Origin of the sequence: Metabacillus herbersteinensis (assembly GCF_042433335.1) — a bacterium.
GTDB lineage: Bacteria > Bacillota > Bacilli > Bacillales > Bacillaceae > Metabacillus > Metabacillus herbersteinensis.
The window spans coordinates 56653-74162 of record NZ_JBHLVO010000008.1 but is presented as its reverse complement, the minus strand read 5'-3'; the positions used below and the strand labels follow the sequence as shown (position 1 = coordinate 74162).

Here is a 17510-nt window from a genome sequence, read left to right as displayed (position 1 = left end):
AATTTGCACGCCTATATACTGGGTGTTTAGAATTTACAGCTCGTTAATGCGGGCCAGGAATTCACAATAATCAATCACTGCACGAGCGGATGGTCGGGTTGTTTTTTCTTGGCGATCTTCATCTGACTTCGATGGTTTTGTATTGACTTCGATAATCCAAGGTTGACCATTTTCGTCTAGTGCCAGGTCTATTCCAAATTCACCAAATTCACCGCCTGCATGTAAGCAAATCACATTGACAATTTCTATGGATAGTTCTGCTAGTAACTTTTGAATGTGACGACCTTTGTCTGTTCCGTAAAGATCTGTAAGAACTTCTTTTATTTTTTGCAGTTCACCACCGCGAGCTAAGTTCGCCACAAACTGATCTACACCAGATACTCTTGCAATAGAGGATGAAACCTTCCAGCTGTAGAAGTTTTTTTTATGACATAAAAACCTGAAGTCCATTGGTCGATTTTTATAAGGTTGTAAAGGAATTGTTTCTTGAACGAGAAATCCTTCTTTTTTTACCCTCGGGTATAGTGTGAGAAACAAGTCATGAAATGTTTTGAAATGTTTTTCGAGATTACCTGAAAATGTTGTGTAATCAAGCTTATAAGAATCAGCTTCTTTAATGACTCTGAAAATTCGTTTTCCTTGACTACCATGTAATGGTTTGATGAATATGTCCTCTTTTATTTGTAGAAAGTTTTCTAATTGCGTCTTTGAATGAAGGCGTTCGCTATCAGGTAAGTAGGGGTGCAAGTGCTCATTTGCAAGTAGAATTTGATGAATTTCCCATTTGTTTAAAAACCGGTCGTTAAAATAGGGTACTTTTTCTTCAATAAAATCCGATGTTACATCTGAAAAAGCCTTTGAACGTTCTGTTACACGTGAATGAATGCGGTTGTGTACAACATCAGGGTATGGAACGCGGAACTTCTCCCATTGTTCCTCCTCTGTAAAAAAATACCCCATCATCTCATCTTTATTGTAAGTTGAAAGGGAAAATACATAAAAGAGTAGCGCTTTTGAATGGCAATAACGTGCAAGTTCAACGCAATAGTCATGGATAGATCCAAAGTAAGCCTGCTGATTTCTATTTTTTATTTCAGTTAAAACACCAAAGATTGGACCAAGCTTGAGATGCTTTATTTGTTTCAAACATCCTTGAATGTTAAATGCGATGGAAGGAAGCTGTAAGGCATCAAGTGCATCTTCACTAATCGATAATGCCAGACGATCCTCGTTTATAAATACGAGATAACATGTCACACTATGCCTCCCGCAACTAATTTTCAATGAATTAAGTGAGGTCGGAATTTCAAGACGCAGTCGCAAAGCTTCACTCATTTCACAATAAATAGACCTCTGAATATCTGAATCAGTAGGGGTGATTTCTATTTTTACATAATCCAAATTGAATCCCTCATTTGATCGATGTGCTATCAAGCACTATAATGTTTTCATAGGCAAATACTGATATGGCATCGTATGTTTTGACTTAAAATAAGGTGAAGTTTGGAAGGTTGATTTAGCATGGATAGTTTAGTAATGGTTTTGTTTATGATTGCAATTGGGGCAGCAATTGGTGGGGTTACGAATTCATTGGCAATTAAGATGCTCTTTAGGCCTTATAAGCCCTTATACATAGCAGGGAAAAGAGTCCCATTTACACCTGGTCTGATTCCGAAAAGACGCGATGAACTGGCTAAGCAAATGGGACGGATGGTTGTCGAACATTTGCTAACACCAGAAGGGATTAAGAAGAAGTTTCAACAGGAGACATTCCGTAAACAGCTTCTGGATTGGGGATCCGTTGAAACGAAGAAGCTCATTCATACAGAAAAGACAGCAGAACAGCTATTAGGTGCGTTTGGTTATCATGATGCTTCAGTTCGTGTTGAAGGACAGCTACGAACGTTTTTAAACAAAAAGTATGAAACACTTCTATCTGAATACAGTGATAAAACCATCACAGAAACCCTTCCAATAGATGTTCTAGAAAATGTGAAGCTGTATCTTCCAAAAATGGCCGATATTATTACAGAAAAAGGCATTCAATACTTTGAGAGCAGTGAAGGAAAGCAACGACTGCGTAACATGATTGACGATTTCTTAGCAACTCGAGGCATGCTTGGAAACATGGTTCAAATGTTTTTAGGAAATAGTAGCTTGATTGATAAAGTACAACCCGAGGTAACAAAGTTTTTACGTAACGAAGAAACAAAGCGCTTGCTTGTCTCATTATTAGAGAAGGAATGGATAAATGCGCAAGAGCTGACTGTCAATAAACTGACTTCAACATTGAATTTTTCTAAGCTAGGAGCAGTTGTAATCGATGCTGCTGTAAAAAACGTGCAAGTAGGGGAGCTGCTAGGCAGGCCGTTATCGAACTTTTTGAAGCCTAAAGAGCACCATATTCTTGAGGAAATACTTCCGATGCTGCTAAATAAAGTAAGTGAATATCTGGAAACACATCTTGAAGAAATGATGAAAAAGCTGAGGCTTGAAGAAATAGTCACAGAGCAGGTTGGAACATTTGGGGTTGATCGCCTAGAAGATATGATTTTGTCAATTTCTCGAAAAGAATTTAAAATGATTACCTATTTAGGTGCCCTTCTTGGGGGTATAATTGGTGGGTTTCAAGGTTTTATCGTGTTGTTATTTTCGTAATGTTATCATTATAAGTGATAGATTATAAGAGCACACTCTAATGCAATCTTTCATATAGTTTGTTATAGTTGGATAGTGCCTACACGGGTTAAAACTAGAAAGGAGGCTCATCATATGTCTGACAATTTATATGATGTTGCATACAATTTAGAAAAAGCACTACGTGAGAGCGATGATTACAAAAATTTAAAACAACTTTATAGTGATGTAAATTCTGATGAATCTGCTAGTAAAATGTTTGAAAACTTTCGTAATCTTCAATTGAACTTACAACAAAAACAAATGTCTGGGGAAGAAATTACCCAAGAAGAAATTGAACAAGCACAAAAGTCCGTACAGCTTGTTCAGCAACACGAAAAAATTGCACAGCTTATGGACGCTGAACAACGCATGAGCATGCTGATTACAGAGCTCAATAAAATTATCATGAAACCATTAGAAGATATGTACGGAAGTATGCAGTAAATCTTAAATTGATATCGGAGTAGGAAGGAGCAGAGTGAACCCAAGTGGTTGCTCTGCTTTTTTGCATGAATTTAAAGCTTCGCAAGGTGTTCTTTGCTCGCTGAGTACGCTGTGTTCTAATTTTTCTAAAAAGGACATATTCTCATAGTAGGTAAGGCATCAGCAGAAGGGGGACCCACTGTGACTTTATATCGGTTACTTGCTTTAAATATTGACGGCACATTGCTTCGATCGAATGGTCGCCTCCAACCCTCAACAAAGGAAGCGATTGAATTTGTTCTAGAGAAGGAAGTGTATGTGACTCTTGTGACAAACAGGCACTTTCAATCTGCGAAAAAGCTTGCAAAAGCTTTGAAATTAGATTCCTTGTTAATCACACATGGTGGCGCATTTATTACAAACAATCTTGATAAGCCTTTTTACGAAAACAGACTATCTGAAGAAAAAACGTTTAATCTAATTCAGGTGCTAGAAAATTACAAATGTAATGTTAGGGTTGTACATGAACGATTTTCTATAGGAAATCGCAAAAAGATATCTCCTTCCATTCTTAGTAAAACTCTTATAAATACATCAGACTCGATCTTTTATCCAGTGCAGTTTGTAGATTCATTAAGTGATACATTAAGAGATGAGCCTGTAGCGGCTACTCGGGTAGAAGCGTATTTTTCACAAGAAGAAGACAAGGAAGAGGCGGCAAGCACCATTCGAGACGCATTTGAAGGTCTTGAGGTGAAAAGTAATCAACCACATAAGCTTGAGCTTATATCAAAGGGAGTTTCAAAAGAAAACGGATTGCGCATGTTAGCTAAGCATTTGAAGATTCCATTAGAACAAGTAGTCGCCATTGGTGACTCAACAGATGATGTGGAGATGATTGCCTCTGTTGGTTTAGGTGTGGCGATGGGTAATTCAACTTTCGAAGTAAAGCACGCTGCCGATTGGGTAACTCGTTCAAACAATGAGCAAGGCGTTGCTTATATGGTGAAGGAGCATTTCAGGAAACAGCAACGAATAGACTTTTTGCGGAAGATTAAAGTAGATCAATAAAAGTGAAATAAAGAGGTTGAGCTTGCATTTCTGTGTGAATCAACCTCTTTATTGCTGGGTTTGTTCTGTTTTAGTTTCAACATTAAAGAGTCTTTTATTTAATACTTGAATTTGGCTTTCTTTCGTCTCGACTTGCTTTTTTATATGGATTAACATTCCCAGAACAACTTCTTCTTGGGTGTTTTCAATACGATGCACATTTTCTTTAATGGTAGAGACATCACTTTGCAATGAGTTTAATTGCTTTTCAGTTCTGTCTTGGACACTTTGCATTGAATATAATTGCTTTTCAGTTCTGTCTAGTCCATCAAGAATTCTTTCAATAGTATCTATTCACTTAAATCTCAACATTAAAACATCAATTCCCTCGATATAGTTTGACCTACACCCAGTCATTCTGTACACTTGGTTTGACTAAAAGAAACTAAGGATGATCATGATGAAAATTTATATAAAAGGAATTAACGATGAGCGTTTTCATCGACCAATCCGTCTGATTTCAAATTTATTTTTTGAAGAAACCGAACTGTCATTTACGCCAGAGGATACAGAGTTTGAAGTGGAATTTTTGATTGAAGATACTCTGGATTCTGTTGTCATCACTACTCGGTTAATTGGAGCAGATGATCAAGTTTTTCAAGCAAAGAGACAAAAGAACTTACAACAGATTCAGGATGAAAAAGAGCGCTTTAAGCAAATAAAAAACACGGTCTCATATGTTTATTTAACGATTCTTCAAAACTATACCGGTATTATTCAAAAGTGGGGGATTTTAACAGGTATTCGCCCAACAAAGCTTTATCACAAAAAGCGCCAAGAAGGGTTAACAGAACAGGAAATTCACCGTATGTTCAAAGAAGAGTACCTCATTCATGACGAAAAAATAAGTCTAATGCAGCAAATAGTTAATCGCCAACTTGATGTTATTCCAGATCTATATTCTTTAAAAAATGAAGTAAGCATCTATATCGGAATACCGTTTTGCCCTACAAAATGTGCGTACTGTACATTTCCAGCATATGCAATTAACGGTAGACAAGGTTCTGTTGAATCGTTTCTAGGTGGACTTCATTTTGAAATGAGAGAGATTGGTCTTTGGCTTAAGGAAAAGGGAATTAAAATAACAACTGTCTATTATGGGGGAGGAACTCCTACTAGTATTTCCGCTGAAGAAATGGACATGTTGTATGAGGAAATGGTTCAGTCTTTCCCTGATGTTGAAAATATACGTGAAATTACAGTTGAAGCAGGTCGCCCAGATACAATCACCCCTGAAAAACTAGACGTATTAAACAAGTATAAAATTGACCGTATCAGCATTAATCCACAGTCCTACATTCAAGAAACGTTAAAAGCGATAGGACGTCATCATACCGTCGAAGAAACAATTGAAAAATATCACCTTGCAAGAAGCATGGGTATGAACAACATTAATATGGATTTAATTATTGGCCTACCTGGTGAAGGTATTGACGAATTTGATTATACGTTAGCAGAATCAAAAAAACTGATGCCAGAATCACTTACGGTTCATACTCTTTCCTTTAAACGAGCATCTGAGATGACGAAAAACAAACATAAATACAAAGTGGCAAACAGAGAAGAAATTACCACGATGATGGATCATGCCGTGGAGTGGATGAAGAAACACGAGTATGCTCCATATTATCTGTATCGTCAAAAAAACATCCTTGGAAATCTTGAAAACGTAGGGTATGCCTTAAAAGGTCAGGATAGCATTTATAACATTATGATTATGGAAGAACAGCAATCAATCATTGGCATAGGCTGTGGTGCTGCAAGTAAATTTATCGATCCTAAGTTCGGAAAAATAACGCACTTTGCAAATCCGAAAGACCCTAAATCCTATAATGACGGCTTTAAGCATTATACAGATGAGAAGATTAGAATATTAGACGAGCTTTTTGCCAGTTCACCCTCCCTCTAATTAAGTGGGAGTTTTTTTGTCCTTAGGCAGGATTTTAACGTCTTTTGAAGGAATAGTAGGGGGACAAGAAAAAAGCGCAAGCGCCTTGTTCAGCCCCGACAAGCATAAGGCGATTCTAAATAGAAGGCGTTCTTTGACTTCAATTTAGAATTGACTTATGACCTCGAGGGGCTAGGCGCTGGAGCTGGATTCAGAAACGCAGACTTAATATAAAATTATATACGTTCTGATAAAAGAACAAGGGGGGAAAAGGATGAACTATCAAACTGTAGAATTACATGTAGACGGTCAGGCAGCTTATTTATATTTAAATCGACCAAATTCATTGAACGCAATGGATGTTCAAATGATTTCTGAATTAACTGGTGCATTGAAGGAAGTCGTCACTTCAGGTGCAAAGGTATTATTTATCAGTGGTCGAGGACGAGCGTTTTCATCTGGTGGAGACATTAAAACAATGCTCTCAAACAATGACCCAGAAGCATTTTTCCCGATTATGGAAAAGATTAAAGAATTAATTTTAACTCTATACACAATGCCAGCCATAACAGTAAGTCTTATTCATGGTGCAGCAGCAGGATTAGGACTAAGCTTTGCATTAGCAAGTGACTATGTATATGTACAAACGAACTCAAAGGTTGCGATGAACTTCATTAAGATTGGTCTTCTTCCTGACGGCGGTGGTCACTATTTCATGAAAAAGAGATTAGGTGAGCATCAGGCTAAGCACGTCATTTGGGAAGGTGAAAATCTAACACCCGAAAAAGCTCTTCAAATAGGTTTGGTTGATGCAGTTTTTGAAGGAGAACTAGAAGATCAAATTCAAGAAGCGAAACAACGTATCGAAACACGACCATTACAAGCAATGATTGCAACGAAAGAAATTTACACGAAACAGGGTTTAGCAGAATTAAAAGAAACACTTGATCTCGAAACAGTCAACCAATCGAATATGCGAAAAACAGCAGACCATCTAGAAGGTGTAAAGGCCTTTATTGAAAAGAGACAGCCTGTGTTTAATGCGAGATAGATTGGAAGATTTGTAGATTTTTCAATGTGACAAAATGCTGTATCAATAACTGAAACTTGTTTTTGGATCCATTCAAAAACAGGTTTTTTCTTTTGTATTCAAAAATCAGGGCAGACCGCTAGAAATGAATTATCACTATCATTATGTTAGAATTGAAACAAAATTCATCAAAATAGGGGCATTCGCATTGATTACTTTAAAATCAGAAAGAGAAATTAACTTGATGCATGAAGCAGGAAAGTTGCTGGCAGCTTGTCATAAAGAAATTGCAAAATTGATACAACCAGGTATAACTACGTTAGAGATTGATACCTTTGTCGAACAGTATTTAAAAAAACATGGAGCAACACCTGAACAGAAAGGTTTTAAAGGGTATAAATATGCCACATGTGCATCAGTTAACGATGAAATATGTCATGGCTTTCCTAGAAAAACTGCACTAAAAGATGGCGACATTGTAACCATTGATACGGTGTTTAACTTACACGATGGACTTGCAGACTCTGCTTGGACATACGCGGTAGGAAACATTCCTGAAAAAACTCAAAAATTGTTAGAAGTAACGCAGAATTCCTTATATAAAGGCATTGAAAAAGCATGCATAGGAAACCGTATTGGAGATATTGGGCATGCAATTCAAACCTATGCTGAATCTGAAGGATTTTCAGTTGTCCGAGATTTTACAGGACATGGGGTTGGACCAACACTTCATGAAGACCCACAAATTCCTCATTTCGGTACACAAGGAAAAGGACTGCGTTTGAAAGAAGGCATGGTCATTACAATTGAACCGATGATAAACGAAGGTACATGGCATAGAAAAATGGACTCAAATGGTTGGACCGCTAGAACTGTCGACGGAAAATTGTCAGCACAGTATGAGCATACATTAGCTATTACTAAAAATGGACCGATTATTTTGACTCAACAGTAGTTAACTTGAAGTAGTTCCGTTTTTGTGGAGAAACATCGTATATATTTAACTTAACAAGAGCAACAATAAAAGCAACGCTCAGAGCGATAATTCTCTGAGCGTTTTTGTTCGTTAATTGATATGGGACTTCCACTATGAATTAAAATGATATTTGATATGTTTTTTAAGGTTTTCTCCACATTATCGGAACTACTTAGTTAAAGTAACTCCTCTTTAATAAGATGCAAAAAATGAGTCTTTACAAATGATAGCGTTGTTCTAACATCGATACTAATGGTATCTATTACTCCTCATCATTCACTTCTCCATCACCAATCTCGTCCTCACCAGGTGCATCATCACAAGCAACCATCGTTGTAGCAAGAAGAGCAGCAAGCATGATTGTTAATAGTTTTTTCCACATTGTTAATTCCTCCTTTTCTATTCAAGATAGACGTATAATTCCTCAATCATAGAGTGGGTATACATATTCCTGAGAAACCCGAAAATTATTTAATTTAAAAAATAGTGATCCAACTTGTCTTTTCTTCTAAGGGGTAGCAAAAGTGGAAAAAACGGACATTAATTTATCCTCCGCAGAGATTTCGGCACTATGGGCAACTTATATACAGAGTTCTGCAACAACTTGTTTTTATAAAAACTTCTTACAACATATGAAGGACCAGCAGATAAAACCATTAATTGAAGAAGCTCTGTTATTAAACGAAAATACGTTGAAACGTATTACGGAGATATTCAATAATGAGGAATTTCCAATACCCATTGGATTCTCTGCTAAAGATATAGATTTATCAGCCCCAGCTATACTCCGAAACAACAACTCCACGTTCATTTAAAGTGTCCATGATTTCTTTCCGATTCTTGTGCTTTAAAACGAAGTTATCCAACATATGGCAAGACGTCTATGCCACGGTTTTTTGTTCGCATTTTTTCACCATCATTATGAATTAAATTTCTATATTTTACCACAATTGAGAGTGTTGTAGTGTATTAGCAGTTTAAGAAAAAATTGTTGGCATTGGAGCTTTTTAAACGAAAAAAATATTTTTTTCATAAAAATCAAAACAATAGTATTCACTTATCTTTACATTATGTCGCAAATAAGAGATTATCATAATAATTAGAAAATTTAAAGGCATCTAGGGGGCAAAGAATTGAAAACGTTAACACTAGCACAGAAAAACGAAGAGTTAGGTCGTATATTAACAGAGATGGGAACATGTTTAGTTGCATTTTCAGGTGGTGTGGACTCTGCTTTTTTACTTGCAAGAGCAAAACAGGAATTAGGTAATAGAGTACTAGCTGTAACCGCTGCCTCAGAGACATTTCCTGACCGTGAGTTTAGAGCCGCTGTCTTACTTGCTCAGGAATTGGATGTTCTATTTATGTCCATAGAAATTAAAGAGTTTGAAAATGAAAACTTTGTTTCAAATCCGACAAACCGCTGTTATTTCTGCAAGTTTGGATTGTATGACTCACTTACAAAATTAGCACAGGAAAAAGGGTATCCATTTATTCTGGATGGAACAAATGCTAGTGATATGAACGACTATCGCCCTGGGATGAAAGCTACAAAAGAAAAAGGAGTCCGCAGCCCACTAAAAGAAGCGGGTTTAACAAAAGATGAAATTCGCCAGCTATCACAGGATATGAATTTAAAAACTTGGAACAAACCATCATTTGCCTGTCTATCTTCTCGCATCCCTTATGGAACGAGAATTACGGCTGAGAAAATAAACCAGCTTGATCTAGGTGAGGATTACCTTATCGGACTAGGTTTCTACGATGTAAGGGTAAGACATCATGATAAAATTGCTAGAATTGAAGTAGGTGAAGATGAGTTTGAAAAAGCTCTTTTTTACAGAGAACAAATTAATAAAAAGTTTAAAGAGCTCGGCTTTACATATACGGCTCTTGATTTACAAGGCTACAGAACAGGTAGCATGAATGAGGTTCTGAAGGTGAAGACAAATGGGTGACAATCTTGAGGAGCTTTTAATTCGCTTACAGAATCAGGAAATAAGTATACAAGAAGCAAAGACAAGTATTATGGCGTACGAAGAACTAAATTTTGCAAAGCTCGATATCGAACGAGAAAAAAGAACAGGTTTTCCAGAAGTTGTTTTTGGAGAAGGGAAAACCGCAGAGCAAATGGTGATTATACTAAAGCGTCTTCAGCAATACGCGAAACGGGCAATGGCAACTAGGGTGGACGAACAAAAGGCAGCAACTATTTTAAAAGACCTCCCACAATTCACCTATCATCCTATCGCACGAACATTGTACTGGAAACATGAATCAGAGCCTGATGTTTTATATGGCGGATATGTTGCAGTGGTTTGTGCAGGTACATCGGATTTGTCTGTTGCAGAGGAAGCAGCTATTACAGCAGAATCAATGGGATGTGAAGTAAAGCGAGTTTATGATGTAGGTGTTGCCGGCATTCACCGTCTATTTGACCAATTACCTTTAATACAAGGAGCCTCCTCCATTGTTGTTGTTGCAGGAATGGAAGGAGCTCTTGGCAGTGTGCTCGGTGGATTGGTTACCTGCCCAGTGATTGCTGTGCCGACGAGTGTTGGATACGGAGCAAATTTTAATGGATTATCAGCTCTATTGTCCATGTTGAATTCCTGTGCTCCTGGAATTAGTACTGTTAATATCGATAATGGTTTTGGAGGAGGCTACAATGCGGCCTTAATTACATCTCTAATCCACAGAAAGGAAGAGAAAGTTGAAAACCTTATACTTTGATTGCTTCTCAGGAATAAGCGGCGACATGGTGATTGGGGCACTTCTTGACGCTGGTGCTGATCAGGATGTTCTTCAAAATGAGCTAAAGAAACTAGGTATTGAACAAGAATATGCTTTACATATGAATAAAGTAATAAAGAAAGGATTGTCAGCTACTAAATTTGATGTGGAGTTAAGTCCAGCGAAGAGTGCACCTTCATCGAAACTGGAATTACAGCTGCATGGCCACCATCATGAGGATCACGCTGAATACAATCACTCACACAGCCATCAGCATCATGAAGATCATAAACAAGATCACCATCACGAAGGTCATCATGAACACAATCACTTTCATAATCATGATCATCAACACCGGCATTATCAGGATATTATTACGATGATTCAGAGCTCTTCGCTTTCAGAAAAAGTAAAAGAAACTGCATTGAATATTTTTGATCAAATAGGAAGGGCAGAAGCTAAGATGCACCAGGTTCCAGTGGAAACGGTACATTTTCATGAAGTAGGAGCTGTAGATTCTATTATTGATATTGTGGGAGCTGCAATTCTTGTTCATGACCTTGGTATTGAGAAATTTGAGTCTTCACCTGTTCCGGTCGGGAGTGGACATATCCATATTGATCATGGAATCTATCCGATACCAGCACCAGCTACTTTAGATATTTTAAGAGAGGTTCCTCTTAGGCAAAGTGATATAAAAGGAGAATTAACAACACCAACAGGAGCAGCGATCATAAAAGCGCTTTGTGATGAATACGGAACGATCCCATCCATGACTGTTCAATCTGTGGGTTATGGAGCGGGAACGAAAGACTTTGCACAACATCCAAATGTGCTTCGTGTACTGATTGGAAGAAGAAAATAGGAGGGTAAAGAGAGTGGATGCTGTAAATGTTCTATTGCTTGCGATGTTGTTTGGACTGAAGCATGCGCTAGATCTAGATCATGTTATCGCTGTTAGCAATATTGTAAGTGAAAAGAGAAAAGTCAGGTTTTCAGCTCTTGTCGGCGCGTGGTGGGGAGCAGGACATATGACTACCATACTGGTTATTGGCTGTGCCATTATTTATTTCAACCTGCTAATTCTAAAAAATGTAGAAAAGTTACTTGAGGGATTTGTTGGTGTGATGTTTATTGTGCTAGGAATACAGGCTGTTTTCTCCATTTACAAAAGAAAGAGTGAAGTAGCTGTAAGCAAGGCAAAAAGCCCCTACATGTTAAAGTCCTTTACTGTAGGGTTGCTTCATGGACTAGCTGGTAGCTCTGCTGTTGCATATGTATTTTTAAGTACAATTGAAGATAAAAGCTTAGTATTTTTATATTTAATACTGTTTGGAGTAGGCACTTTACTTAGCATGGTTCTGGCAACTTTGATTATTGGACTTCCGTATTCCTTGGCTTCCAATCATAAACGTGTCAATACAGTTTTAGCATGTGGAACTGGGTTCCTTAGTATAGGATTTGGTATTTTCTACATTTACGAAATCTTGATGCAATAATTAAAGGTGGGATAGTATATGCCACAAGTACAAGTGGCACAAGAAATAACTAATCGTGAGCAAATTAAAAATCACTTGATAATTTCGTTGTGTCTAACCTATATACTAAGTTTTTTCATTCATTCTTTTGTTGTAGAAGTGTTTTTATCCTTTTTAAGTGTAATCGCCTTTTTGATCAGTCTTTATTCTGCGAAATTAATACCGAGATTGTTATCGTTGATGATGTTTTCATCAGGTATTATCATCATGATATCTAAAGGGATTGACTTTCACGAACTGTCAAATGGAATAACTGCTAATTTACCTTTGTTAACACTGGTAATATTAGTTCCATTGCTAGCAATACCTTTAAAATTGGAGGGCTACTTTCAAACGGTTGAATATTACTTAAAGAAAGTAATCAATGATTCTGGTAAGTTGTTTGGGGGTATTTCATTTTTGATTTTTTGTCTTGGCCCCATTCTGAATCTAGGATCTATACGTCTATTACATGAAACAATCAAAGACATGAAATTACCTTCGTTTTTATTGGCAAAATCTTATTTAGTCGGTTTTTCAACTGTCATATTATGGTCACCTTATTTTGCATCAGTTGCCTTAGTTCTCTATTACTTAAACGTCCCAGTATCGGAATATTTGCCTCTAGGTTTATCACTTGCCTTTATTCAATTACTAGTAGGGAATATTCTCTTCAGAATTTATATAAAACAGAAATGTCCTACGGAACTAGCAACTATTAAATTGAATCATCGAGAATTTCCAATCGAGCAAGAACAGAAGAAAAAGGTATTGCAGTTGTGTGTGACTCTGATTTTTTTAATGGGTACTATCTTCTTTTTTGAACATCTTACAAAATGGCCCATGATGTTATTAGTCAGCTTAATATCCATTATTTATCCGTTAATATGGTGTACGATAAAAAAAAGATGGGTTCCAGCAAAGAAGTCCTTTGCAGACTTTAGGAACCATTCCCTTCCGAACATGAACAATGAAACCATTCTATTCATAAGTGCTGGTTTATTCGGAAAAGCTTTGACAGGAACACAATTTTCTAATGAATTACGGACAGCATTGAATCAATTGGCGGGAATTTCATTTTTTCTGTTTACGGTAACCATCATTGGTGTTGTGGTACTCCTATGTTTTATTGGTATACATCAAATCGTTGTGATCACCGCTTTGGCTACTCAGATGGATCCTTATGTCATTGGTACTACACCACCAGTTATTGCACTGCTTCTTATGGTTTCATGGTCAATATCTGCTGTTCTAAGTCCAGTTAATCCATTAAATTTACTTGTAAGCGGATCAGTTCAGCGTACAGGTTTGTCAGTGGGATTTAAATGGAATGGCCTTTATCTTCTCACGATGTTTGTTATTGGCGTCTTGTATGTTAATCTTATTCACTAGCAAAGTTATTAAGGTGTTATACGATCAAAAAATTCAAGCAAAGTTTGTCGGTCTTTTTTGTAAAAGGCAATCTTTAATTCATTGATTTCAATGTCTAGCTTAATGTCTGTAAAATAATTCTTTTCTTCAAGTAAGGGGAAGATGGTATTCCATAATGCTAAATAATAGTCATTTGAAAGCTGCTGGCCCAATTCATTTATCCAGGCAGAGAACTCATTCCAAGTGTCTGTTGTATGTCTTTCTTGAAGGTTGACGGATATTTTTTGCTCTAAGGAAAGCAAAATGATCTGTTTAGCATTTAGAAGAGACATTTCAAAGTACTTTTGTAATGTGGACAATTCTATGCTTTGATTAATCAGACGATAGGGTATAAGAAAGGGGGCAGGGGTTGATACAAATGTTCCACCACCCTGACGCGAATCTAAATATTTTAAAAGCTCTAATATTCGAAGACCTTCTCTGACAGAAGATCGACTGACTCCTAACAGCTCACTTAGTTCTCTTTCGGGGGGAAGCTTATCACCCTTCTCAAGATCTTCATCATGTATATAGTTGATAATGGAGCGTGTAACTTCTTCAAACATTCTTGGAACAGATCGTATATTATACTTATTATCCATAAAAAACTCCCTTTATTGTTTGGAATAGTCTTATTTTAGCAAAAAGGATTTAATAAAAGAATAGAATATGTATTGACTAATTTTTAGAATTTACTTAAAATTCAATTAGAGGGATATATAGCTCATGCATTTTTGGTCAGACCATATGATAAAAATAAGAACAAAACATTGATTAGATTAAAAGAAATGGTGATTAAATGGCTTTAAAACCGATTAAAAAAAGAAGATTATTTGAAGAAATTATAATTGCCATAGAAGAATATATTGAGGAGGAGGAAATTTCAGCGGGCGAAAGGCTTCCATCTGAAAATGAATTAGCCTCTCTTTTTCAAGTAAGTAAAACGGCGGTTCGTGAAGCAATGAGTGTTTTACAAGCGAATGGCATCATTGAAAAAAGATCTGGTGCGGGTATCTTTTTGAAAGATCTTCATGGGGAAAGTATAGCAGGGCGTGTAACTAATCATCTGTTAAATCAAAAGGATTATAGAGAAATTCTGGAGTTTAGACGGGGACTTGAAGTAGAGGCTGCCGCACTAGCAGCAGTTAATGCCACAGATGAAGATATTAGAATGATTCGTGAGGCCCAGAAAAAACTGTTAGAAGCTCATACAAATGGTGCGTTAGGGTTAGAGGAAGATTATATGTTCCATTATTCAATTATCCTTGCTTCTCATAATTCAATTTACAAACAAGTATTTGATAATGTAGCTGAAAAATTTGAAGAGGGTATGCGTATTAGTAAGTTGCAATCTTCAAAAGTACCTGGTCGATTTGTAGAAGTTTATGAGGAACATAATGATATTTTAGATAGTCTAAAAAGTAAAAATCCCAAAAAGGCTGCTGAAGCTATGCGGAATCACCTCGTCAAAAATGAAAGAAAAATTTGGTCTAATCATAAAACAAATGAAGAACCTATTTAAAAGGTTCTTTTACCTAAAATGGTCAGACCATATTAATTTATTAATATATTAGGAGGAAACATAATGGGGAATGTTGGTGATGTAATGGGCAGACTTTGGACTTTGGAATATAGAATTAAACCAGTAAATCAACCAGGTATCCATGTAGATGATGTTTTAAATAAAAAAGGATGTGAGATTCTTGATTAATCATGCGGAGGAGCGTGTTCAAAGTAACCATTTAAAAGATATGGTTGAAGAAATATTTTTAAAAGCAGGGCTCGATCAAAAACAAGCCCATTCCATAACGAAGCACTTGGTTAAAGCTAATTTAAGAGGCGTTGATTCTCATGGGGTTAGCCGTGTAGGTATTTATACAAAAAGACTTGAGCTAGGTCTTGTCAATAAAGAGTTTAAACCGATTCATTTAAAAGAAACACCTGTTAGCCTTCTTATTGATGCTCAAAATTGCTCCGGTATTCCTGTTGCACATTATGGGATGAAAAGAGCCATTGAAAAGGCAAAAAGCTCAGGAATAGGAATGGTGGGAATCCAAAATTCAAACCATTGTGGAATGTTAGCTGATTATACCCGTTTAGCTGTAGAAGAGGATTGTATTGCTATTGCAACCACAAATGCTCCATCAACTATGCCACCATGGGGTGCGAAAGAACGATTCTTTGGGACAAATCCTATATCCTATGGTATTCCAGCCGGCCAGGAAAAAGATATTATTTTTGATATGGCTACAAGTAAGGTAGCTAGAGGGAAAATTATTTTGGCAGAAAAAAGAAACCAACAAATCCCTATAGGGTGGGCTCTTTCGTCCGAAGGAACTCCAACCACCGATCCAAAGCAAGCAATTAATGGGGTTGTGTTACCAGTTGGAGACCATAAGGGGTATGGAATTGCATTTCTTGTAGAGTGTTTGTCTTCTTTATTTACTGGTGCTGCATATGGTCCTTTTATTGGAGACCTTTACAACAACTTCATCGATAAACAAAATGTAGGGCAGTTTTTTATGGTAATGCGTGCAGATTTGTTTCAGGACTTAGACGTGTTTAAACATCGGATAGATCAAATGATTCAAGAGATACGTGCACTCCCCTTAATGGATGGAGTAGAGAAAATCTATCTACCAGGCGAAATTGAAATGGAAACCGAATTAGACCGACAGAAAAATGGTATCCCTCTAGGAAAAGAGATCGTAACAGAATTAGTAACCCTAGCGAAAAAATACAATATAAATGAATCTTTTATAGTTCAAAGTTAAATAAGGAAATAAAAAAATTAAAATAAAAAGGAGAATGAACATGCGATTAGCTACTATTGTAACAAACGGAAACGAAAAGGCAGCGGTTATAACAAAGAGTGGGGCAGTTCTTGTAGAATCTATTAATCAACAGTTTGAGCTGAATTTTGAAACAACACTTTTTGAAATCATAAAGTCAGACCAGCTTAATAGATTAAAAGAATGGTATGAGACAAAGGGAAGTCAAGATTTAGAACAAGCAGCAGAAGTTATCGCTAAAGAACAAATTGAATATGCACCATTGTACAGACAACCAAGAAAAATATGGGGAATTGGATTGAACTATGTGGAACATGCTTCAGATCTAAGCGAAAAAGCACCCAACACGGAGCCTGCAAGCTTTATGAAACCAGATACGTCTATAATCGGACTAAATGATACGATCCAAGTCCCATTACAATCTGACAGAACAACAGCTGAAGCTGAGTTAGGAATTATTATAGGGAAAGAATGTAAAGATGTATCTGAAGAGGATGCACCAAATGTGGTTGCAGGGTTAACGACTATCATCGACATGACTGCTGAAGATATTTTACAGAGAAATCCGCGGTATTTAACACGATCTAAAAGTTTTGATACATTCTTTAGTTTTGGTCCTGAACTTGTAACGTTGGATGAAGTCAAAGATATTCTGAATCTGAATGTAGCAACTGTCAGTAATGGAAAACTTCACAGAGAAAATGTAGTTGCAAACATGACGTTTCGCCCTTGGGAATTAGTTTCATTTCATTCTAAAGTAATGACCTTGTTACCTGGAGATATAATTTCCACAGGAACCCCGGGTGCTGTTGTTATCCGAGATGGCGATGTTGTAGAATGCCAGATTGATGGTTTTGAAACACTAGTAAATAAGGTACAGGACTTAAAAGTAAAGAAAAGCAAAGATCAAGAAGAACAAGTAGCCTCTAAAAATTAACATCAAAAAAGCCGC

Annotated in this window: 19 protein-coding genes; 16 read left to right on the top strand and 3 right to left on the bottom strand. The window is 36.8% G+C overall.

What is annotated here, in order from left to right:
- Positions 1 to 33: 33 nt before the first annotated feature.
- Positions 34 to 1401 carry a YheC/YheD family endospore coat-associated protein gene (locus ACFFIX_RS11710; RefSeq protein ID WP_378934082.1) on the bottom strand — a complete coding sequence of 456 codons (1368 nt, stop codon included), beginning with the start codon at positions 1399 to 1401 and terminating at the stop codon, positions 34 to 36.
- A gap of 120 nt (positions 1402 to 1521) precedes the next feature.
- Between ACFFIX_RS11710 and ACFFIX_RS11705 the strand changes: the two genes are divergently transcribed.
- The 3 genes from ACFFIX_RS11705 (at position 1522) to ACFFIX_RS11695 (ending at position 4173) form a co-directional block, all read left to right on the top strand.
- A complete protein-coding gene (locus ACFFIX_RS11705; RefSeq protein ID WP_378934080.1) occupies positions 1522 to 2658 on the top strand; it encodes a DUF445 domain-containing protein in 1137 nt (378 codons plus the stop codon).
- A gap of 114 nt (positions 2659 to 2772) precedes the next feature.
- Positions 2773 to 3123 (top strand): YlbF/YmcA family competence regulator, encoded by a 351-nt coding sequence (locus ACFFIX_RS11700; RefSeq protein ID WP_378934078.1) that lies wholly within the window; start codon positions 2773 to 2775, stop codon positions 3121 to 3123.
- Between the two features lie 180 nt (positions 3124 to 3303).
- Entirely contained in the window at positions 3304 to 4173 is an 870-nt protein-coding gene (locus tag ACFFIX_RS11695) for a Cof-type HAD-IIB family hydrolase (protein WP_378934076.1), read from the top strand.
- 48 nt (positions 4174 to 4221) lie between these two features.
- On the opposite strand, the gene ACFFIX_RS11690 is transcribed toward ACFFIX_RS11695, so the two are convergent.
- On the bottom strand, positions 4222 to 4446 hold the full coding sequence (locus ACFFIX_RS11690; protein ID WP_378934074.1) for a hypothetical protein: 225 nt from the start codon (positions 4444 to 4446) through the stop codon (positions 4222 to 4224).
- Positions 4447 to 4612: 166 nt separating this feature from the next.
- On the opposite strand from ACFFIX_RS11690, the gene ACFFIX_RS11685 reads away from it, so the two are divergent.
- The 9 genes from ACFFIX_RS11685 (at position 4613) to ACFFIX_RS11645 (ending at position 13748) form a co-directional block, all read left to right on the top strand.
- Positions 4613 to 6121, top strand: a complete 1509-nt coding sequence (locus ACFFIX_RS11685) for a coproporphyrinogen III oxidase (RefSeq protein WP_378934072.1) — start codon at positions 4613 to 4615, stop codon at positions 6119 to 6121.
- 253 nt (positions 6122 to 6374) lie between these two features.
- Positions 6375 to 7151, top strand: coding sequence for an enoyl-CoA hydratase (locus tag ACFFIX_RS11680; protein WP_378934070.1), 777 nt, complete (start codon positions 6375 to 6377; stop codon positions 7149 to 7151).
- A 187-nt stretch (positions 7152 to 7338) separates the two neighbouring features.
- Entirely contained in the window at positions 7339 to 8085 is a 747-nt protein-coding gene (gene map / locus ACFFIX_RS11675; RefSeq protein WP_378934068.1) for a type I methionyl aminopeptidase, read from the top strand.
- A gap of 545 nt (positions 8086 to 8630) precedes the next feature.
- Positions 8631 to 8921 (top strand): DUF3231 family protein, encoded by a 291-nt coding sequence (locus ACFFIX_RS11670; protein WP_378934066.1) that lies wholly within the window; start codon positions 8631 to 8633, stop codon positions 8919 to 8921.
- Between the two features lie 318 nt (positions 8922 to 9239).
- Positions 9240 to 10064, top strand: coding sequence for an ATP-dependent sacrificial sulfur transferase LarE (gene larE / locus ACFFIX_RS11665; protein WP_378934064.1), 825 nt, complete (start codon positions 9240 to 9242; stop codon positions 10062 to 10064).
- The gene (gene larB / locus ACFFIX_RS11660) at positions 10057 to 10839 is read left to right on the top strand and encodes a nickel pincer cofactor biosynthesis protein LarB (protein ID WP_378934061.1); all 783 of its coding nucleotides are present in this window, start codon (positions 10057 to 10059) and stop codon (positions 10837 to 10839) included. Before larE ends, larB begins: the two co-directional genes overlap by 8 nt.
- On the top strand, positions 10820 to 11704 hold the full coding sequence (gene larC, locus ACFFIX_RS11655) for a nickel pincer cofactor biosynthesis protein LarC (RefSeq protein ID WP_378934059.1): 885 nt from the start codon (positions 10820 to 10822) through the stop codon (positions 11702 to 11704). Before larB ends, larC begins: the two co-directional genes overlap by 20 nt.
- A gap of 13 nt (positions 11705 to 11717) precedes the next feature.
- Positions 11718 to 12338, top strand: coding sequence for a hypothetical protein (locus tag ACFFIX_RS11650; RefSeq protein WP_378934057.1), 621 nt, complete (start codon positions 11718 to 11720; stop codon positions 12336 to 12338).
- A gap of 18 nt (positions 12339 to 12356) precedes the next feature.
- Entirely contained in the window at positions 12357 to 13748 is a 1392-nt protein-coding gene (locus ACFFIX_RS11645; RefSeq protein WP_378934055.1) for a hypothetical protein, read from the top strand.
- Between the two features lie 8 nt (positions 13749 to 13756).
- Here the strand turns inward: ACFFIX_RS11645 and ACFFIX_RS11640 are convergent, their stop codons facing one another.
- Positions 13757 to 14368 (bottom strand): FadR/GntR family transcriptional regulator, encoded by a 612-nt coding sequence (locus tag ACFFIX_RS11640; protein ID WP_378934053.1) that lies wholly within the window; start codon positions 14366 to 14368, stop codon positions 13757 to 13759.
- Positions 14369 to 14565: 197 nt separating this feature from the next.
- Here ACFFIX_RS11640 and ACFFIX_RS11635 point away from each other — a divergent pair, with 197 nt between their 5' ends.
- The 4 genes from ACFFIX_RS11635 to ACFFIX_RS11620 all read left to right on the top strand — a co-directional run bounded on the left by ACFFIX_RS11635 (position 14566) and on the right by ACFFIX_RS11620 (position 17495).
- Complete coding sequence (locus ACFFIX_RS11635) at positions 14566 to 15288, top strand: FadR/GntR family transcriptional regulator (RefSeq protein WP_378934051.1); 723 nt, start codon at positions 14566 to 14568, stop codon at positions 15286 to 15288.
- 63 nt (positions 15289 to 15351) lie between these two features.
- Positions 15352 to 15477, top strand: coding sequence for a hypothetical protein (locus tag ACFFIX_RS11630; protein WP_378934049.1), 126 nt, complete (start codon positions 15352 to 15354; stop codon positions 15475 to 15477).
- Positions 15470 to 16540, top strand: coding sequence for an Ldh family oxidoreductase (locus tag ACFFIX_RS11625; RefSeq protein ID WP_378934047.1), 1071 nt, complete (start codon positions 15470 to 15472; stop codon positions 16538 to 16540). The genes ACFFIX_RS11630 and ACFFIX_RS11625 overlap by 8 nt, the downstream gene beginning before the upstream one ends.
- Before the next feature lie 40 nt (positions 16541 to 16580).
- Positions 16581 to 17495 (top strand): fumarylacetoacetate hydrolase family protein, encoded by a 915-nt coding sequence (locus ACFFIX_RS11620; protein ID WP_378934045.1) that lies wholly within the window; start codon positions 16581 to 16583, stop codon positions 17493 to 17495.
- The last annotated feature ends 15 nt before the right edge of the window (positions 17496 to 17510 follow it).